Below are 12,737 nucleotides of genomic sequence, written 5' to 3' on the forward strand. Positions count from 1 at the left end.
CAGGAACCCTGCCCCTTTACCTGGTGACTATGCGCGACCTGCGGTGACGCCCGGCGTCAGCGGGCGAAGCCGGCTATCGCCGCGAGAATCTCCTCCCGCATGGTGTCGCTGCCGGTGTGCCCGGAGTCGTCGACCACCACGAGCCTGGCGTCGGGCCACGCCTGGGCCAGCTCCCACGCGGTCCCCAGCGGCGACCCCAGGTCGAAGCGGCCATGGATGAGCACGCCAGGGATCCCGGCCAGCCGGTGCGCCTCGCGCAGGAGGACGCCCTCCTCCAGCCAGGCGCCGTTGGCGAAGTAGTGCGCGCAGATCCTGGTGAACGCCGCCAATTCGACGGGGGGCCGGTCGCTGTAGGCGTTCGGCTTGCCGTTGGTCTCCAGGGAGATCACCGTGTCCTCCCACGTGGCCCAGTCGTTGGTGGCCTTGGCCCGCACGTCGGGGTCGGGGTCGGCCATCAGCCGCGCGTAGGCCGACAGCAGGTCGCCGTCGCGGTCGGCCTCCGGCACGCCCTCCCTGAAGCGCTGCCACTGCTCGGGGAAGAACGCGCCCACGCCCTTGTAGAGCCAGTCGGTCTCGGAGCGGCGGGTCGTCGTCACCGCGACGATGACCATCTCCGAGACACGCTCGGGGTACGCCTCGGCGTAGGCCAGCATGAGCGTCGAGCCCCACGAACCGCCGTACAGCAGCCATCGGTCGACGCCGAGATGCTCGCGCAGCCGCTCCATGTCCGCGATGAGATGGTGGGTGGTGTTGGTGGTCAGGTCCGTGGCCGGGTCGGCGGCGTGCGGCAGGCTACGGCCGCAGTTGCGCTGGTCGAACAGGATGATCTTGTAGCGTTCCGGGTCGAAGGTGCGGCGATGGCCGGGCGTGCAGCCCGAGCCTGGCCCGCCGTGGACGACGAGCGCGGGTTTCCCCTCGGGGTTGCCGCAGACCTCCCAGTAGACGAGGTGGCCGTCGCCGGTGTCGAGGTGGCCCTGGTCGTAGGGCTCGATGGGGGGATACATGCCGGGTCCTTTCCGTCAGAAAATACAACAGCACTGTTATATTAGGGCCATGGAACCACGCGAGGTGCTCGGCACGCGCCTGCGCCTGCTGCTCGACCTGCTCGACGACGGCGTGACGGCGCTCTACCCCCAGCTCGGCCTGGACGGCTTCCGCCCCCGCTACGCGCCGGTCCTCCGGCAACTCGCCCTCGAGGGCCCGAGCTCCATCCGCGACCTGGCCCGCGCCATCGGCGTCACCCACTCGGCCGCCAGCCAGACCGTCGCCCAGCTGGCCAGGGAGGAACTGGTCGGCCTCTCCCCCGGCGCCGACGCCCGCCAGCGGATCGTCCACCTCACCCCGAAGGCCGAGGCGCTGCTGCCCGCGATGGACCAGGAACGGCTGGCGACCGACGCCGCCGTGGCCGAACTCGAGGCCGAACTCCCCTACCCGCTCACCCGCCTGGTCGACGAGGCGCTGGAGGCGCTGCGCCGCCGTCCGATGCGGGAGCGGACCGGCGCGGCCGCCCGGCGCCGCTGACGCTCAGCGGAGAGCGGCCGCGACGTCGGCGGCCGGGCCCGGGGGCAGCGCGCCGTGCAGCAGCTCGACCCGGTGGGTGAGGCGGGGCGCGAGCACGGGGACACCCCGGCCGGCCGAGGCGGGCAGCAAGGTCAGGCCGTGTCCCGCCTCGACCAGGTTGCGCACGGTGTGCACGTCGTCGCCGGTGTAGGCCAGGCCGGGGCGGAAGCCGTCGCCCAGCAGGTCGCGCAGCCGCTCGAGCGGGCACAGCGTGGTCTGCAGCCACACCGCGTCGACCAGGTCCGCCAGCCGCAGGCCTGGTCGGCCGGCGAGCGGATGGTCCGACGGGAGGGCGACGACCAGGTCCTCCTCCGCGATGCCCACCGCGGTCAGCGGGCCGACGTCCGGCAGGCGCAGCGGGTCGCTGGGCGCGGCGATGCCGTCGGTCATCCCCAGATCGGCGCGCCCGGCGGCGACGTCGGCCGCCACGGTGTCGCGGTCGACGGTGGCCAGCGTGAGGTCGAGGCGGGGGTGGGCGGCGCGGGCACGCGCCAGCCGTACGGCGATCGAGGCAGTGACGGACAGCGGCGAGGCGGACACCGCCAGCCGGCGGGCGGGCCCGGCCGCCGCGCGGCGCACGTCCGCGCGCGCCGCCTCCACGCGCAGCAGCAGCGGGCCCGCGTGCTCCAGCAGCCGGACGCCCGCCTCGGTCGGCGCGACCGGACGGCGGTGCAGCAACGGCATGCCGAGATCGGCCTCCAGCGTGGCGATCTGCTGGGAGACCGCCGACTGGGTGTAGCCGAGCTCCTCGGCCGCCGCCGAGAACGACCCCCTGCGGGCGACGGCGACCAGAGTCCTGAGCAGGTGCGGGTCCATCCCTAGAGTGTGACGCGCACCAGGTTCCTCGCGCGCAGCGCGTACAGGGCACGGCCGTCGGGCGCGGCGGCCAGCAGCGGCTGGGTGCCGTAGGCCTGCGCGTCCAGCCCGTCGACCACGGTGGAGATCGTCATGGCCGACGGGTCCAGCCGGTAGATCGTCCTGCCGTCGGTGCCGTAGAGGCGGCCGTGCGTCTCCACGAGCGTGCCGCTGCGCGCCGCGCTCAGCGGCACCTGGACGATGCGGGTCACCTTCCTGCGCCACGGGTCGAACTCGAACAGCACGCCGGTGTCGGCGACGCCGTACAGCTTGCCGCGGCGGGCGACGAGGTCGGAGATCGACGTGGCGCCCTGTACCGGCACCAGCGACCAGCGGACCCGCTTGGTCCGCAGGTCGAAGGCGGCCGGCTGGGCCTCCTTCTCCACGGGGGTGGTGCCGAGGCCGCCGGCGATCTCACTGGCGACGTAGGCGGTCGGCCAGTTCGGCCGGCAGGATCTCGCGCTTGGCGCCGGTGGCCCGGTCGATGGCGAGAGATGCGCCTTCGCGCCCACGCCCGCGTAGATGGTGGTCTCGTCGACGGCGATGCTGCGCACGTACTGCTCGCCGGGCACGACCTGGCCGAAGTCACGGGTCTGGCCGGTGGCCGGGTCGTATTCGACCACCCGCCCGCGGGGGTAGGTGCCCGCGTAGATCTTGCCGTCGGGGGCGGCGTCCAGGCACCAGATGAAAGGATCCGGCTTGACGTCGGCGACCTTCGTGGCCGTGCCGGTGCGCGTGTCGACCTTGTGGATGTCGCCGGGGGTGTAGGTGCCGACGTACAGGTCGGTGCCGACGGCCGCCGCGGCCCAGGTACCCTCACCCGTCGGCAGCTCGGTCACCGAGGTCACCGTGCGCCGGGCGGGGTCGTAGGCGCCGATCCGTGTCGGCGCGATGCCGCCGGTGCCCAGGTAGAGCCGGTCCCCGACGAACTCGGCCGCGAATTACGGGCCGGGCCGATATTGGGCCATTCGTACCATGCACGGAATCGATCGAGCAAGCCCTGTCACGATCACATACGCGCACACATCAGGAATGCTTATGAGTCCACCAGGAATCATCGTTGGCGCTTAACCACCCTCGCTCGCCAGGATGGAGGGCATGAGAATCGCCCTGGTCGGAGACCGCTCACCCAGCGTCCGCTCGCACGCCCGCATCCCGCAGATCCTCCAGTCGCTGCGCGAGCGGGAGGGGCTGGCACTCGACGCGTACTGGATTCCCACGCCCGACGCCACCGACCTGGAGGGCTTCGACGGCATCTGGGTACCGCCCGGCAGCCCGTACCGCAGCGAGGAGGGCGCGCTCAACGCCGCGCGCACCGCGCGCGTGCACGGCATCCCCTTCCTCGGCACCTGCGGCGGCTTCCAGCACGCCATGCTGGAGTACGCCAGAGGCGTTCTCGGCCTTGACGTCGCCCACGCCGAGAACGACCCCGCCGCCCGCGATTTCCTGCTGCTCCCGCTGGAATGCTCCCTGGCCGGCCACGAAGGCCTGGTACGGCTGGCCCCCGGTTCCCTCGTCGAGCAGATCATGGGCTCGTCCACCACCGTCGAGCGCTACAACTGCTCCTACGGGCTGAACGCCGACTACGAGCAGCGCCTCGTCTTCGGCGGGCTGAGGTTCACCGGACGGGCCGACGACGGCGCGATCAGGGTGGCCGAGATCCCCGGCCACCCGTTCTTTCTGGCCACCCTCTTCCAGCCCGAGCTGCACGGCGACGGCTCCCGGCCGCACCCGGTCATCACCGCCTTCGCCACCGCCGTCAGCCGTGCCAAGGTGGCGGTGCGCTGACGGCGCTTGATCTCAAGCGCGGTTGAGGTTGCAGGATCGCATCCATCCCGTGGAGTCATCCCGGTGCTGACGAGAGGATGGTCATGCGAGTCGAGATTTACGTCGACGTGCTGTGCCCCTGGTGCTACATCGGCAGGAGACGCGTCGCGGCGGCGCTGGCGGACATGGCCGAACGCGACCGGCTGGAGATCGTCTGGCGGAGCTTCGAGCTGGCGCCCGACGCGAGCCGGACGCCCGGCCAGTCGGCCGCCGAGGCGCTGGTCGAGTGGTGGGGCGAGCAGGCGCCCGCCAGAGCCGCCAGGATCAGGGCCGTCGGCGCCGCGGAAGGGCTGGACCTCGACCTGCACGCCGCCCGCCCGGTCAACACCTTCGACGCCCACCGGCTCAGCCACCTGGCCGCCCGCCACGGCCTGGCCGACCAGGCGATGGAGCGGCTGTTCCGCGCCTACCACACCGAAGGACGCAACGTGGCCGACCACACGGTGCTGGAACACCTGGGCGTGGAGACCGGGCTCGACGCGGACGAGGTGCGGGAAATGCTCGCCGGCGACGCCTACGCCGCCGAGGTCAGGGCCGACGAGCGCCGCGCCGCCGAGCTGGGCGTCACGGGGGTCCCCACCCTGGTGATCGACGGCGCGCCGCGCTTCTCCGGCGTCCAGCCGCCAGCCGTCCTGCGCGAACTGCTGGAGCGGGGCCTGGCACGCGAGACGGTTAGCGGGTAGGGCGAGGTCGTACGGTGGGTCTGCCGACGCTTCCCGGACGCGCCGGTTCGATGGCATGGGCCTGCTGGACGTTGCGGTATTCCGGGGTTCGGCCGCAGTTTCCCGGACGCGTCGGTTCGATCGCACGGGCCTGCTCGACGTGCGATTCACCGGGGCCAGACCCTCGGTCCCCGAGGGAGGTGCGCGGTCAGGCGCGGGTCTTGGTGCGGCGGCCGGCGGCTAGGTCGTGCCGTTCCGCCCGGGAGAGCCGGTCACAGGGCGTGATCGCTGGGCCAGCCGGACCAGACGCAGCAGCGACCACCGCATGAACGCCCTGGCCACCGGGCGCACCAGCGCACCGAGCGGGAGCGACAGCTCCTCGGCCCAGACGAGCCGGCCGCCGGCGATCCTGAAGACGCCCGTGCCGCGTACCAGCCGGCCCGTGTGCCTGACCGCGACCGTCGTGGGCGGCTCCCACCGGGTGACGACCATCGTGTCGAGGAAGCCCACCCGCCAGAGCCCGGTGAAGGCGGCCAGCTCGGCGCCCACGCCATGGCCGTCACCCGAGACGGCGCGGGCGGTGGTGAGGGCCATCCACTCCCGGTGCCGCGGCCAGTCGGTGAGCACCTGGAACAGGCGCTCGGCGGGCACCGTCGTCGGCACGGCGACGGCCATGCGGGTCGGCATGATCCCTACTCTACGTGCGACGCGACGCCCGTCGGGACGCCCCCGCGGCCTGGGGGCGGCGGGACGCTCGGGGGTGGCTGGACGCTGACGGGCCACCTGCGGATCCAGGCCACCAGACCGCCGACCCTCGCGTACGGCCTGCACGACGCGCCGCTGGGCCAGCTGGCGTGGATCGTGAGGGGCGGCCACTTCGCCGCGTTGGAACAGCCCGACCTGCTGGCCGCCGACATCAAGGCGTTCTTCGGCGCCCTCTGACGACCAGTGGCCGGCGTGCGGGACCCGCGGGGCAGCCGGTTTCGCCAGCGACCACTGACTCGCTTGCGGATCACCGATGGGCAGCCGCTCAATCGAAGCTGACGGCGGGCGGCTTGCCCGGCTCGGCGAAGGCGAGGAGCGCGACGGCCTCGGCCTCGATCTCCTCGCGCTGGGCAGCGGTCAGCGGCCCGAACGGCGAGACGGTGACCGCGGCCTTGTCACGCTTCCAGATGCCGTGGACGTAGCCGTCGACCAGGACGGTGCCGTGGACCTGGCCGTTGATCGTGATGACGCGCTTGCGGTGCTCGTCGGAGATGACCCTGGTGCGGTCGGCGTGGCCGAGCACGAGGTTGTCGAAGGGGGCGACCAGGCGCACGGGGGCCGGCGTGTCCTCCTCGGGGCGCGGCGCGTCGGGCAGGTCCAGCACGCCGCCGCCCAGATCGACCAGGTCGAGCCGGGCGGCGGCCGCGCGCAACCCGGCGAGCCCCGACCAGGCCTGCATGTCGGCCACCGTGGCCGGACCGAACGCGGCCAGGTAGCGCCGTAACAGCTGGTCGAGCGCGGGCGCGGGGTCGAGGTCACGGCCCAGCCATGCCTCCACCGGGGTCAGGACGGCATCGCCCGCCCTGCCCCACACCCCGCGCGGCGGCACCTGGACCATGGGCAGCAGAGACCGAAGGATCACCGGCAGGTCGCCGGGCGCGGCATCGGGGAAGCGCTCGGCCAGCAACGGGGTCATGGCCTTCACCGACAGCGGCCGCTCGGTCAGCAGCGCCCGGCCGGCCGCCACGACGGCGTCGCGGTCGACGCCGTCGACCCGTCTGGCCGCCAGGGCACGGGTGAGCATGGGCTGGATGAGCGGCCTGATGGCCAGGCAGTCGCGGGCGCTGACCAGGTGGACGGTGCCACGCATGAGCGTGATGCGCACGACCTGCCGGCTGACCAGCAGCTCCGACAGCTCCTGCGGCTGGAAGCTCGCCATGCGCGACCAGAGCCCGAAGTAGGGCGGGACGGGCGCCTGGGCCTGCAGTCCGACCAGGTGCTCGATGACCTCCATGGGGTTCATCGCATGCCGGCGCAGGAGCAGCTGCCTGGCAAGGGTGGCGCGGTTGAGCGCCCGCTGGCTGATCACGGCACCCACCCTAGGGCGAGCCACCGACATTCCGTCAGCCGCGACCGGCCGGCCACCTGGGGTCGGACTGGACGTGGCGTGAGCCGCCGGGTCCGAGGTGTTCGCGCGACGCAACCGAGAGGCGTCATCGGGCCTTGGCACGCGGACAGCGAACCGGGAGCGGCCGGGGTCTGGGCCGGGAAGCAGAATGTGGTCGGCGTCGAAGAACGGACCCGGGGGTCGTGCCGGGCGTGGCATCAACCGCCGGCCGGGTCTGGCCTCGCCCGGCGGTTGCGGGAGGCGCAGGCCACCGGCAAGACTCTCGGTGATCGTGATGGGCGGTCCACGAACTGGCCGAGGAAACATGAGCCGCGACGTCATCATCAGCCTGGAGTTCGAGCGCGACGTGGACTTCGAGGAGATCTTCGACCGGCTCGCCCGGGCGGGCTGGGAGTTCCTCCGTGACGAAGACTCCGTCTGGTACATGGTCGGTTTCGACTGGAAGGATCTGCCGCTGGAAGGCCTGGCCGAGGCGAGACGCGAGATGCGCGCCTCCTACGAGGCCGGAGAAACGGTAGGCGTGACCGCCAGGCTGCCCGACGGCGGCTTCTTCGCGAACGTGATGTTCCACGAGGACAGGGCGTCGGTCTCGCTGATTCCCCTGCTGGAGTACCGCACCTTCGCGCGCGTGCCCGAGTTCGTCGATCTGGGGTGGTACGTCGAGAGCTTCCTGGCGCCTTGTCGGGATCTCCGGGTCGTGCGAGCAGAGGCGAGCGACCAGCGGTGAGCGCAAGGGCCTCGACGCCGGCCCCGGTCACGTTCGTCACCGCCGGAGGGAGCGCCTGCCGCCTGTCCAGCGCGCCTGCCGACTGTGCACCGGTTCCGCGGAAGGGGCAAGGGGGGCGGGGGCGTCAGGCCGAAGGCCAGTGTCTGAGGGCGACGTCGAGGGCGTCCAGGGTTCTGGACCACGAGGTGTCCACCGCGCGCGGGTGGCGGTCGAACCGGCCCGACGTCTCCAGGGACACGTATCCGTGGAGCGTGCTGTGCAGCATCCGTACCGCGTCCGTCTGGTCGGGGTCCGACAGGTCGTAACCGCGCAGCATCGCCCGCGTCATCTGCGCGTGCCGGGCTGCCGCGCGGGTGGCCGAGGTCTCCGGGTCGAGTTCGATCTGGGCTGCGGCGTACCTTCCCGGATGTTCCTTCGCGTAGTCCCGGTAGGCGTCGGCGAAGGCCACCAGCGCGTCCTTGCCCGCGCGGCCGGCCAGCGCGGCGCCGACCCTGTCGGCGAGCTCCGTCAGGGCCAGCTCGGCCACCCGTACCCGCAGGTCCTGCGCGTCCTTGATGTGCGTGTACAGCGCTGCGGGCTGGACGCCGAAGCCACGGGCGAGCGCCGAGACGGTCACGTTCTGGAAGCCGATCTCGTCGGCCAGGTCCGCCGCCGCCCGGGTCAGGCGCTCCGCGGTGACTCCCGCGCGTGGCATCTGCCGCCTTCCTCGCTCATTCAGCGGGTCTCCCCGCCCATGACACCGCTCACCGGGCGTGACTGACATCCGCGCGTCCTTCGTCGTCTGCTCCAGGAGCGAGACCAAGCGTCTCACCTTTCCCGAGACTTCACCGACAGCGCTCCTGGCCTGGTGGGCGGGCGATCGGTTCGCGACCACGGATGACTGGCTGGAGTCTCGGCGCTCGTTCTCGTTCGGGTCGCACGACGACCCGGCGGACGTCGGGTTCGGGTTCCTGTTCGCGCACAACGACGAGACGGTTCCCCCTGGCACCGGCTTCGCGACGCACCCGCACCAGGACCTGGAGATCGTCACCTGAGTGCTGCGGGGCTCGCCGGCAACGGGCGGCGGTCGCGGTGGCGATCCGCTGGCCGGTTCCGGCGACGACCGCGGCTCCGGCAGGCGCTCATGCGAACGCCGAAAGTCACGATGAGCCGGTTTTGAGCGGCACGGCTCCTCACCGAACCTTCGTCTCACGATCACCTCCTGTACGGCCGGCCGCCTCGGTGATCGTCGATACTCGTGGCCCATGAGCAGATCGCGCGTGGTCACGGTTGCCACGATCTTCGGTGCCGCGCTCGCGGCGTTGCCCGGGGCGGCCGACGCGGACAGGCACCCCTTCGACTTGCAGGCTCACCGAGGCGGGCTGGGGCTGGTGGTGGAGGCCACTCTGCCCGCGTTCGCCAACGCGCTCGAGCTCGGTGTCGGCACGTTGGAGCTCGACGTGCAGATCACCGAGGACGGCCAGGCGGTCGTCACTCACGACCGGAGGATCAGCAACAGGAAGTGCAGGGATACCGCGCCTGCCGTGCCGGGCGATCCCGAGTTCCCCTACGTCGGCAAGTACATCAACACGCTGACCCTCGAGCAGGTCAGGACGATGGACTGCGGCTCCATGACGCTGCCGGAGTTCCCAGGCCAGCGGCCGGTTCCCGGTGCCAGGATGGCGACCCTGCGCGAGGTGTTCGAGCTGGTGGACCGCTATCGCGCGCGTCGCGTCATGCTCAATGTCGAGACCAAGGTCGAGGCCGGCGCGCCGCATGAGACGGCGCCGAGGGAGCAGTTCGTGCAGGTGACGCTGGCGGAGATCCGGCGGGCCGGGCTCATGCGGCAGGTCACCATCCAGAGTTTCGACTGGGGCGCGTTGATGCGGGTGCGCGAGGTCGAGCCGCGGCTGCCGATCGTGGCCCTGACCAACCGCGACTTCCTGCAGACCGGGAAGCCGGGGGCCTCACCCTGGCTTGGTGGTATCGACATCGACGATTTCGGTGGGGACCCGCTCAAGGCGATCAAGTCGTTCGGCGCGGACGCCTTTTCGCCGGTGCACGGGTTCCCGCAGAACGGAAAGGTGACGGACCCGGGCTACCAGCCGTACGTCACCAGGGAGATGGTGGATCAGGCGCACGGTCTGGGCATCAAGGTGATTCCATGGACCGTCGACGACGAGCCCACCTTGAACAAGCTCGTCGACGACGGGGTGGACGGGATCATCACCGACTACCCGGACCGGCTGCGGCAGATCATGGCCGAGCGTGGCTTCAAGCTGCCCAAGCAATACCGGCTCAAGCCGTGATGAACTCGCGGAGAGAGCCTGACAGTCGCGCGGGGCGAGCTAACCGGCCCGCGCCCTCGCCCGCGATCTCCCCATGCACCTGTCGCTGATACCCGCGCGCCAGGTGCATGGATCTCCGCGGGCCGGCTCGCCGTCGGCACTCCGCTCAGCGAATCAAAAGATCAGGCCCGTCAGCGCACAGGTCGGCTTTCGCGTCGGTGCGCCCCTCCAAGCAGGTGCGTGATCATCCATCTGGGAGCGGCGTGCTACCGGGTGAGGCTGAATCGCCGGAGCCAAGGACGGCACTCCTGCAGGAGGGCAGCCGGTCTCCGTCGGCCGGTTCGCCTTCGATGGAGGCGAACCGGCCGTGGTAGCGGACGTGCAGACCTTGACCTTGTCTGCCCTCAGGACAGGAAGCGCAGCACCGCCAGGACGCGGCGGCTGTAGCCGGTGGTGTGGGACAGGCCGAGCTTGTCGAAGACCGCGTTGACATGTTTCTCGACCGCGCTCTGCGACACATACAGCGCCTCGGCGATGGAGGCGTTGGTGTAGCCCTGCGCCATGTGCTCGAGCACCTCGCGCTCGCGCGGGGTCAGCCTGGTCAGCGGGTCGGTCTGGGTCGTGCGGGCCAGCAGCTGCCGTACCACCTCGGGGTCGAAGGCCGCGCCTCCGGCGCCGACGCGCTCGAGGGCGTCGAGGAAGTCGGCGACCTGGGCGACCCTGTCCTTCAGCAGGTAGCCGACGCCGGACACATCGCCGGTCATCAGCTCGGTGGCGTACTTCTTCTCCACGTACTGCGACAGCACCAGCACCTTGACCTCCGGCCAGCGGTGCCTGATCTCCAGTGCGGCGCGCAGCCCCTCGTCGGTGTGGGTGGGCGGCATGCGCACGTCCACCACCACGATGTCGGGCCGGTCGGCCTCGACCGCCGTGACGAGGGCGGCGCCGTCGCCGACCGCGGCGACGACGTCGTGTCCCTCCTCGGCCAGCAGCCTGGCCAGGCCCTCGCGCAGCAGCGTGGAGTCGTCGGCGAGCATCACCCGCATGGCAGCTCCGCCCGGATCACGGTGGGCCCGCCGGCGGGGCTGGAGACGGCGAAGGAGCCGTCAAGTGCGGCGACCCTGCGCGCCAGGCCGGACAGGCCGCCGCCCGCCGGGTCGGCGCCGCCCTTGCCGTCGTCCTCGATGTTCACGGCGATGATTGTCCCATCGGCGCGCACGTCGACGGTGATCAGGTCCGCCTCGGCGTGCTTGGCCGCGTTGGTGACCGCCTCGCACACCACGAAGTAGGCGGCCGTCTCCACCGCGCGCGGTGGCCGCCGGTCGAGCTCGCAGGTCACCTTCACCGGTACGGCCGAGCGGTCGGCGACGGCGGCCAGCGCCTCGCCCAGGCCGAGGGCGTCGAGACCGCTCGGGTAGACCCGCCAGGCCACTTCGCGCAGCTCCGCGAGGGCCTGCTGGGCCTCCTCGTGCGCCTGCGCCAGTAGTTCGGGGCGTCCGCGGCGGGCCCTGCCGATCACCATGGCCAGCGCGACGAGCCGCTGCTGCAGACCGTCGTGCAGGTCCCGCTCGATGCGGCGGCGCTCGGCGTCCACGGCGGTCAGGACGCCGGCGCGGGTCTCGGCCAGCTCGGCGATCCTGCGTTCGAGCGCCTCGGTGGAGTGCGGGCCGAGGGTGCGCAGGGCGAGTCGCCGTTCGACGGCCTGCACGCCCACGAGGCCCGACAGGTCGAGGAAGAGCAGCACCAGTCCCGCGACCAGGAAGTAGGCCAGCAGGCCGGGGGTCATGCGCATGCCGTCGAACGCCTCGCCGTGGCCCCAGGCCCACAGCACCTGGATTCCCACGTCGAGGCCGATGACGAGCAGGGCGACGACGATGCCGCCGAGGATTCCGAGGGGCAGCCGCAGGGCCAGGAAACGCAGGGCCTGACCGCGCGAGAAGTCGCCCACCCGCACGTCCAGCCTGCGCGCCTCCGTCGCCGCGACCCGGGCGAGCGCGGCGCCCATGCGGGGGTGGGCGAGCACGGGGAGCGCGATCAGCTCGGCGACGGCGCTCAGCGCTCCCAGTGTGACCTTAGCGACGACTCGCATGCCGGCCCTTGCGCCGCTCGGCCAGCCGTACGCCGACGAAGACGAGCACGGCGAGCACCACCGCGCCGATGACCAGGTTGGTGCCGATGCCGACGTAGCCCTCGACGAGCGACCAGTTCTCCCCGAGGACGTAGCCCGCCAGCACGAAGATCGTGTTCCAGATCGCGCTGCCGAGCGTGGTGAACGCCAGGAAGACGCCCAGCGGCATGCGCTCGACCCCGGCCGGGATGGAGATCATGCTGCGGAAGATGGGGATCATCCGCCCGAAGAACACCGTTTTCACGCCGTGCTTGGCGAACCATTCCTCGGTCTTCTCGATGTCGGAGACCTTCACCAGCGGCAGCCGTTGGGCGATCGCGACCACCCTGTCCCTGCCGAGCAGCGCGCCGACCAGGTAGAGCGCGAGCGCGCCGACGACCGAGCCTGCCGTCGTCCACACCAGCGCCTCGATCAGGCCCATGCCGCCCTGTGCCGCGGTGAACCCGGCCAGCGGGAGGATCACCTCGCTCGGCAGCGGGGGGAAGAGGTTCTCCAGCGCGATGGCGATGCCCGCGCCGGGCGCGCCAAGGGTCTCCATGAGGCCTGTCGCCCAACCGGCGATTCCGTTCTCAGCAGTCATGCCTTAGAGCCTATGAGT

The 12,737-nt window shown here is 71.7% G+C and carries 15 protein-coding genes; 6 read left to right on the forward strand and 9 right to left on the reverse strand.

Annotated elements, in window-relative coordinates; all coding sequences use genetic code 11:
• Positions 1-56: 56 nt before the first annotated feature.
• A complete protein-coding gene (gene pip / locus ABZX22_RS36475; RefSeq protein ID WP_354918710.1) occupies positions 57-1,004 on the reverse strand; it encodes a prolyl aminopeptidase in 948 nt (315 codons plus the stop codon).
• 49 nt (positions 1,005-1,053) lie between these two features.
• Here pip and ABZX22_RS36480 point away from each other — a divergent pair, with 49 nt between their 5' ends.
• Positions 1,054-1,521, forward strand: a complete 468-nt coding sequence (locus tag ABZX22_RS36480) for a MarR family transcriptional regulator (protein WP_354918713.1) — start codon at positions 1,054-1,056, stop codon at positions 1,519-1,521.
• Positions 1,522-1,524: 3 nt separating this feature from the next.
• Here the strand turns inward: ABZX22_RS36480 and ABZX22_RS36485 are convergent, their stop codons facing one another.
• A complete protein-coding gene (locus tag ABZX22_RS36485) occupies positions 1,525-2,376 on the reverse strand; it encodes a LysR family transcriptional regulator (protein WP_354918716.1) in 852 nt (283 codons plus the stop codon).
• Positions 2,377-2,378: 2 nt separating this feature from the next.
• Positions 2,379-3,254: a hypothetical protein gene (locus ABZX22_RS36490; RefSeq protein ID WP_354918719.1), complete on the reverse strand. Its 876-nt coding sequence runs from the start codon at positions 3,252-3,254 to the stop codon at positions 2,379-2,381.
• 259 nt (positions 3,255-3,513) lie between these two features.
• Here ABZX22_RS36490 and ABZX22_RS36495 point away from each other — a divergent pair, with 259 nt between their 5' ends.
• Together ABZX22_RS36495 and ABZX22_RS36500 are read left to right on the forward strand one after the other, a co-directional pair.
• Entirely contained in the window at positions 3,514-4,203 is a 690-nt protein-coding gene (locus ABZX22_RS36495; protein WP_354918721.1) for a hypothetical protein, read from the forward strand.
• A gap of 83 nt (positions 4,204-4,286) precedes the next feature.
• Positions 4,287-4,925 carry a DsbA family oxidoreductase gene (locus tag ABZX22_RS36500; protein WP_354918723.1) on the forward strand — a complete coding sequence of 213 codons (639 nt, stop codon included), beginning with the start codon at positions 4,287-4,289 and terminating at the stop codon, positions 4,923-4,925.
• A 219-nt stretch (positions 4,926-5,144) separates the two neighbouring features.
• On the opposite strand, the gene ABZX22_RS36505 is transcribed toward ABZX22_RS36500, so the two are convergent.
• Positions 5,145-5,591, reverse strand: coding sequence for an SRPBCC family protein (locus ABZX22_RS36505; RefSeq protein WP_354918726.1), 447 nt, complete (start codon positions 5,589-5,591; stop codon positions 5,145-5,147).
• Between the two features lie 343 nt (positions 5,592-5,934).
• Positions 5,935-6,978, reverse strand: a complete 1,044-nt coding sequence (locus ABZX22_RS36510) for a winged helix DNA-binding domain-containing protein (protein ID WP_354918729.1) — start codon at positions 6,976-6,978, stop codon at positions 5,935-5,937.
• A gap of 343 nt (positions 6,979-7,321) precedes the next feature.
• Between ABZX22_RS36510 and ABZX22_RS36515 the strand changes: the two genes are divergently transcribed.
• Complete coding sequence (locus ABZX22_RS36515; RefSeq protein WP_354918731.1) at positions 7,322-7,744, forward strand: hypothetical protein; 423 nt, start codon at positions 7,322-7,324, stop codon at positions 7,742-7,744.
• Between the two features lie 124 nt (positions 7,745-7,868).
• Here ABZX22_RS36515 and ABZX22_RS36520 read toward each other — a convergent pair whose 3' ends face one another.
• Positions 7,869-8,438: a WHG domain-containing protein gene (locus ABZX22_RS36520; protein ID WP_354918734.1), complete on the reverse strand. Its 570-nt coding sequence runs from the start codon at positions 8,436-8,438 to the stop codon at positions 7,869-7,871.
• 58 nt (positions 8,439-8,496) lie between these two features.
• Here ABZX22_RS36520 and ABZX22_RS36525 point away from each other — a divergent pair, with 58 nt between their 5' ends.
• Both ABZX22_RS36525 and ABZX22_RS36530 read left to right on the forward strand, forming a co-directional pair.
• A complete protein-coding gene (locus ABZX22_RS36525; RefSeq protein ID WP_354918737.1) occupies positions 8,497-8,778 on the forward strand; it encodes a pirin family protein in 282 nt (93 codons plus the stop codon).
• 210 nt (positions 8,779-8,988) lie between these two features.
• Positions 8,989-10,032 carry a glycerophosphodiester phosphodiesterase gene (locus tag ABZX22_RS36530; protein WP_354918740.1) on the forward strand — a complete coding sequence of 348 codons (1,044 nt, stop codon included), beginning with the start codon at positions 8,989-8,991 and terminating at the stop codon, positions 10,030-10,032.
• 383 nt (positions 10,033-10,415) lie between these two features.
• Here ABZX22_RS36530 and ABZX22_RS36535 read toward each other — a convergent pair whose 3' ends face one another.
• The 3 genes from ABZX22_RS36535 to ABZX22_RS36545 are packed head-to-tail and all read right to left on the reverse strand — an operon-like array spanning position 10,416 to position 12,719.
• The gene (locus tag ABZX22_RS36535) at positions 10,416-11,057 is read right to left on the reverse strand and encodes a response regulator transcription factor (RefSeq protein ID WP_354918743.1); all 642 of its coding nucleotides are present in this window, start codon (positions 11,055-11,057) and stop codon (positions 10,416-10,418) included.
• A complete protein-coding gene (locus tag ABZX22_RS36540; RefSeq protein ID WP_354918746.1) occupies positions 11,048-12,100 on the reverse strand; it encodes a histidine kinase in 1,053 nt (350 codons plus the stop codon). The genes ABZX22_RS36535 and ABZX22_RS36540 overlap by 10 nt, the downstream gene beginning before the upstream one ends.
• Positions 12,084-12,719 carry a DedA family protein gene (locus tag ABZX22_RS36545; RefSeq protein WP_354918749.1) on the reverse strand — a complete coding sequence of 212 codons (636 nt, stop codon included), beginning with the start codon at positions 12,717-12,719 and terminating at the stop codon, positions 12,084-12,086. Before ABZX22_RS36545 ends, ABZX22_RS36540 begins: the two co-directional genes overlap by 17 nt.
• Between the last annotated feature and the right edge of the window lie 18 nt (positions 12,720-12,737).

The sequence above is a fragment of the Nonomuraea sp. NPDC003804 genome (assembly GCF_040610675.1).
In the GTDB taxonomy this organism is placed as follows: Bacteria; Actinomycetota; Actinomycetes; order Streptosporangiales; family Streptosporangiaceae; genus Nonomuraea.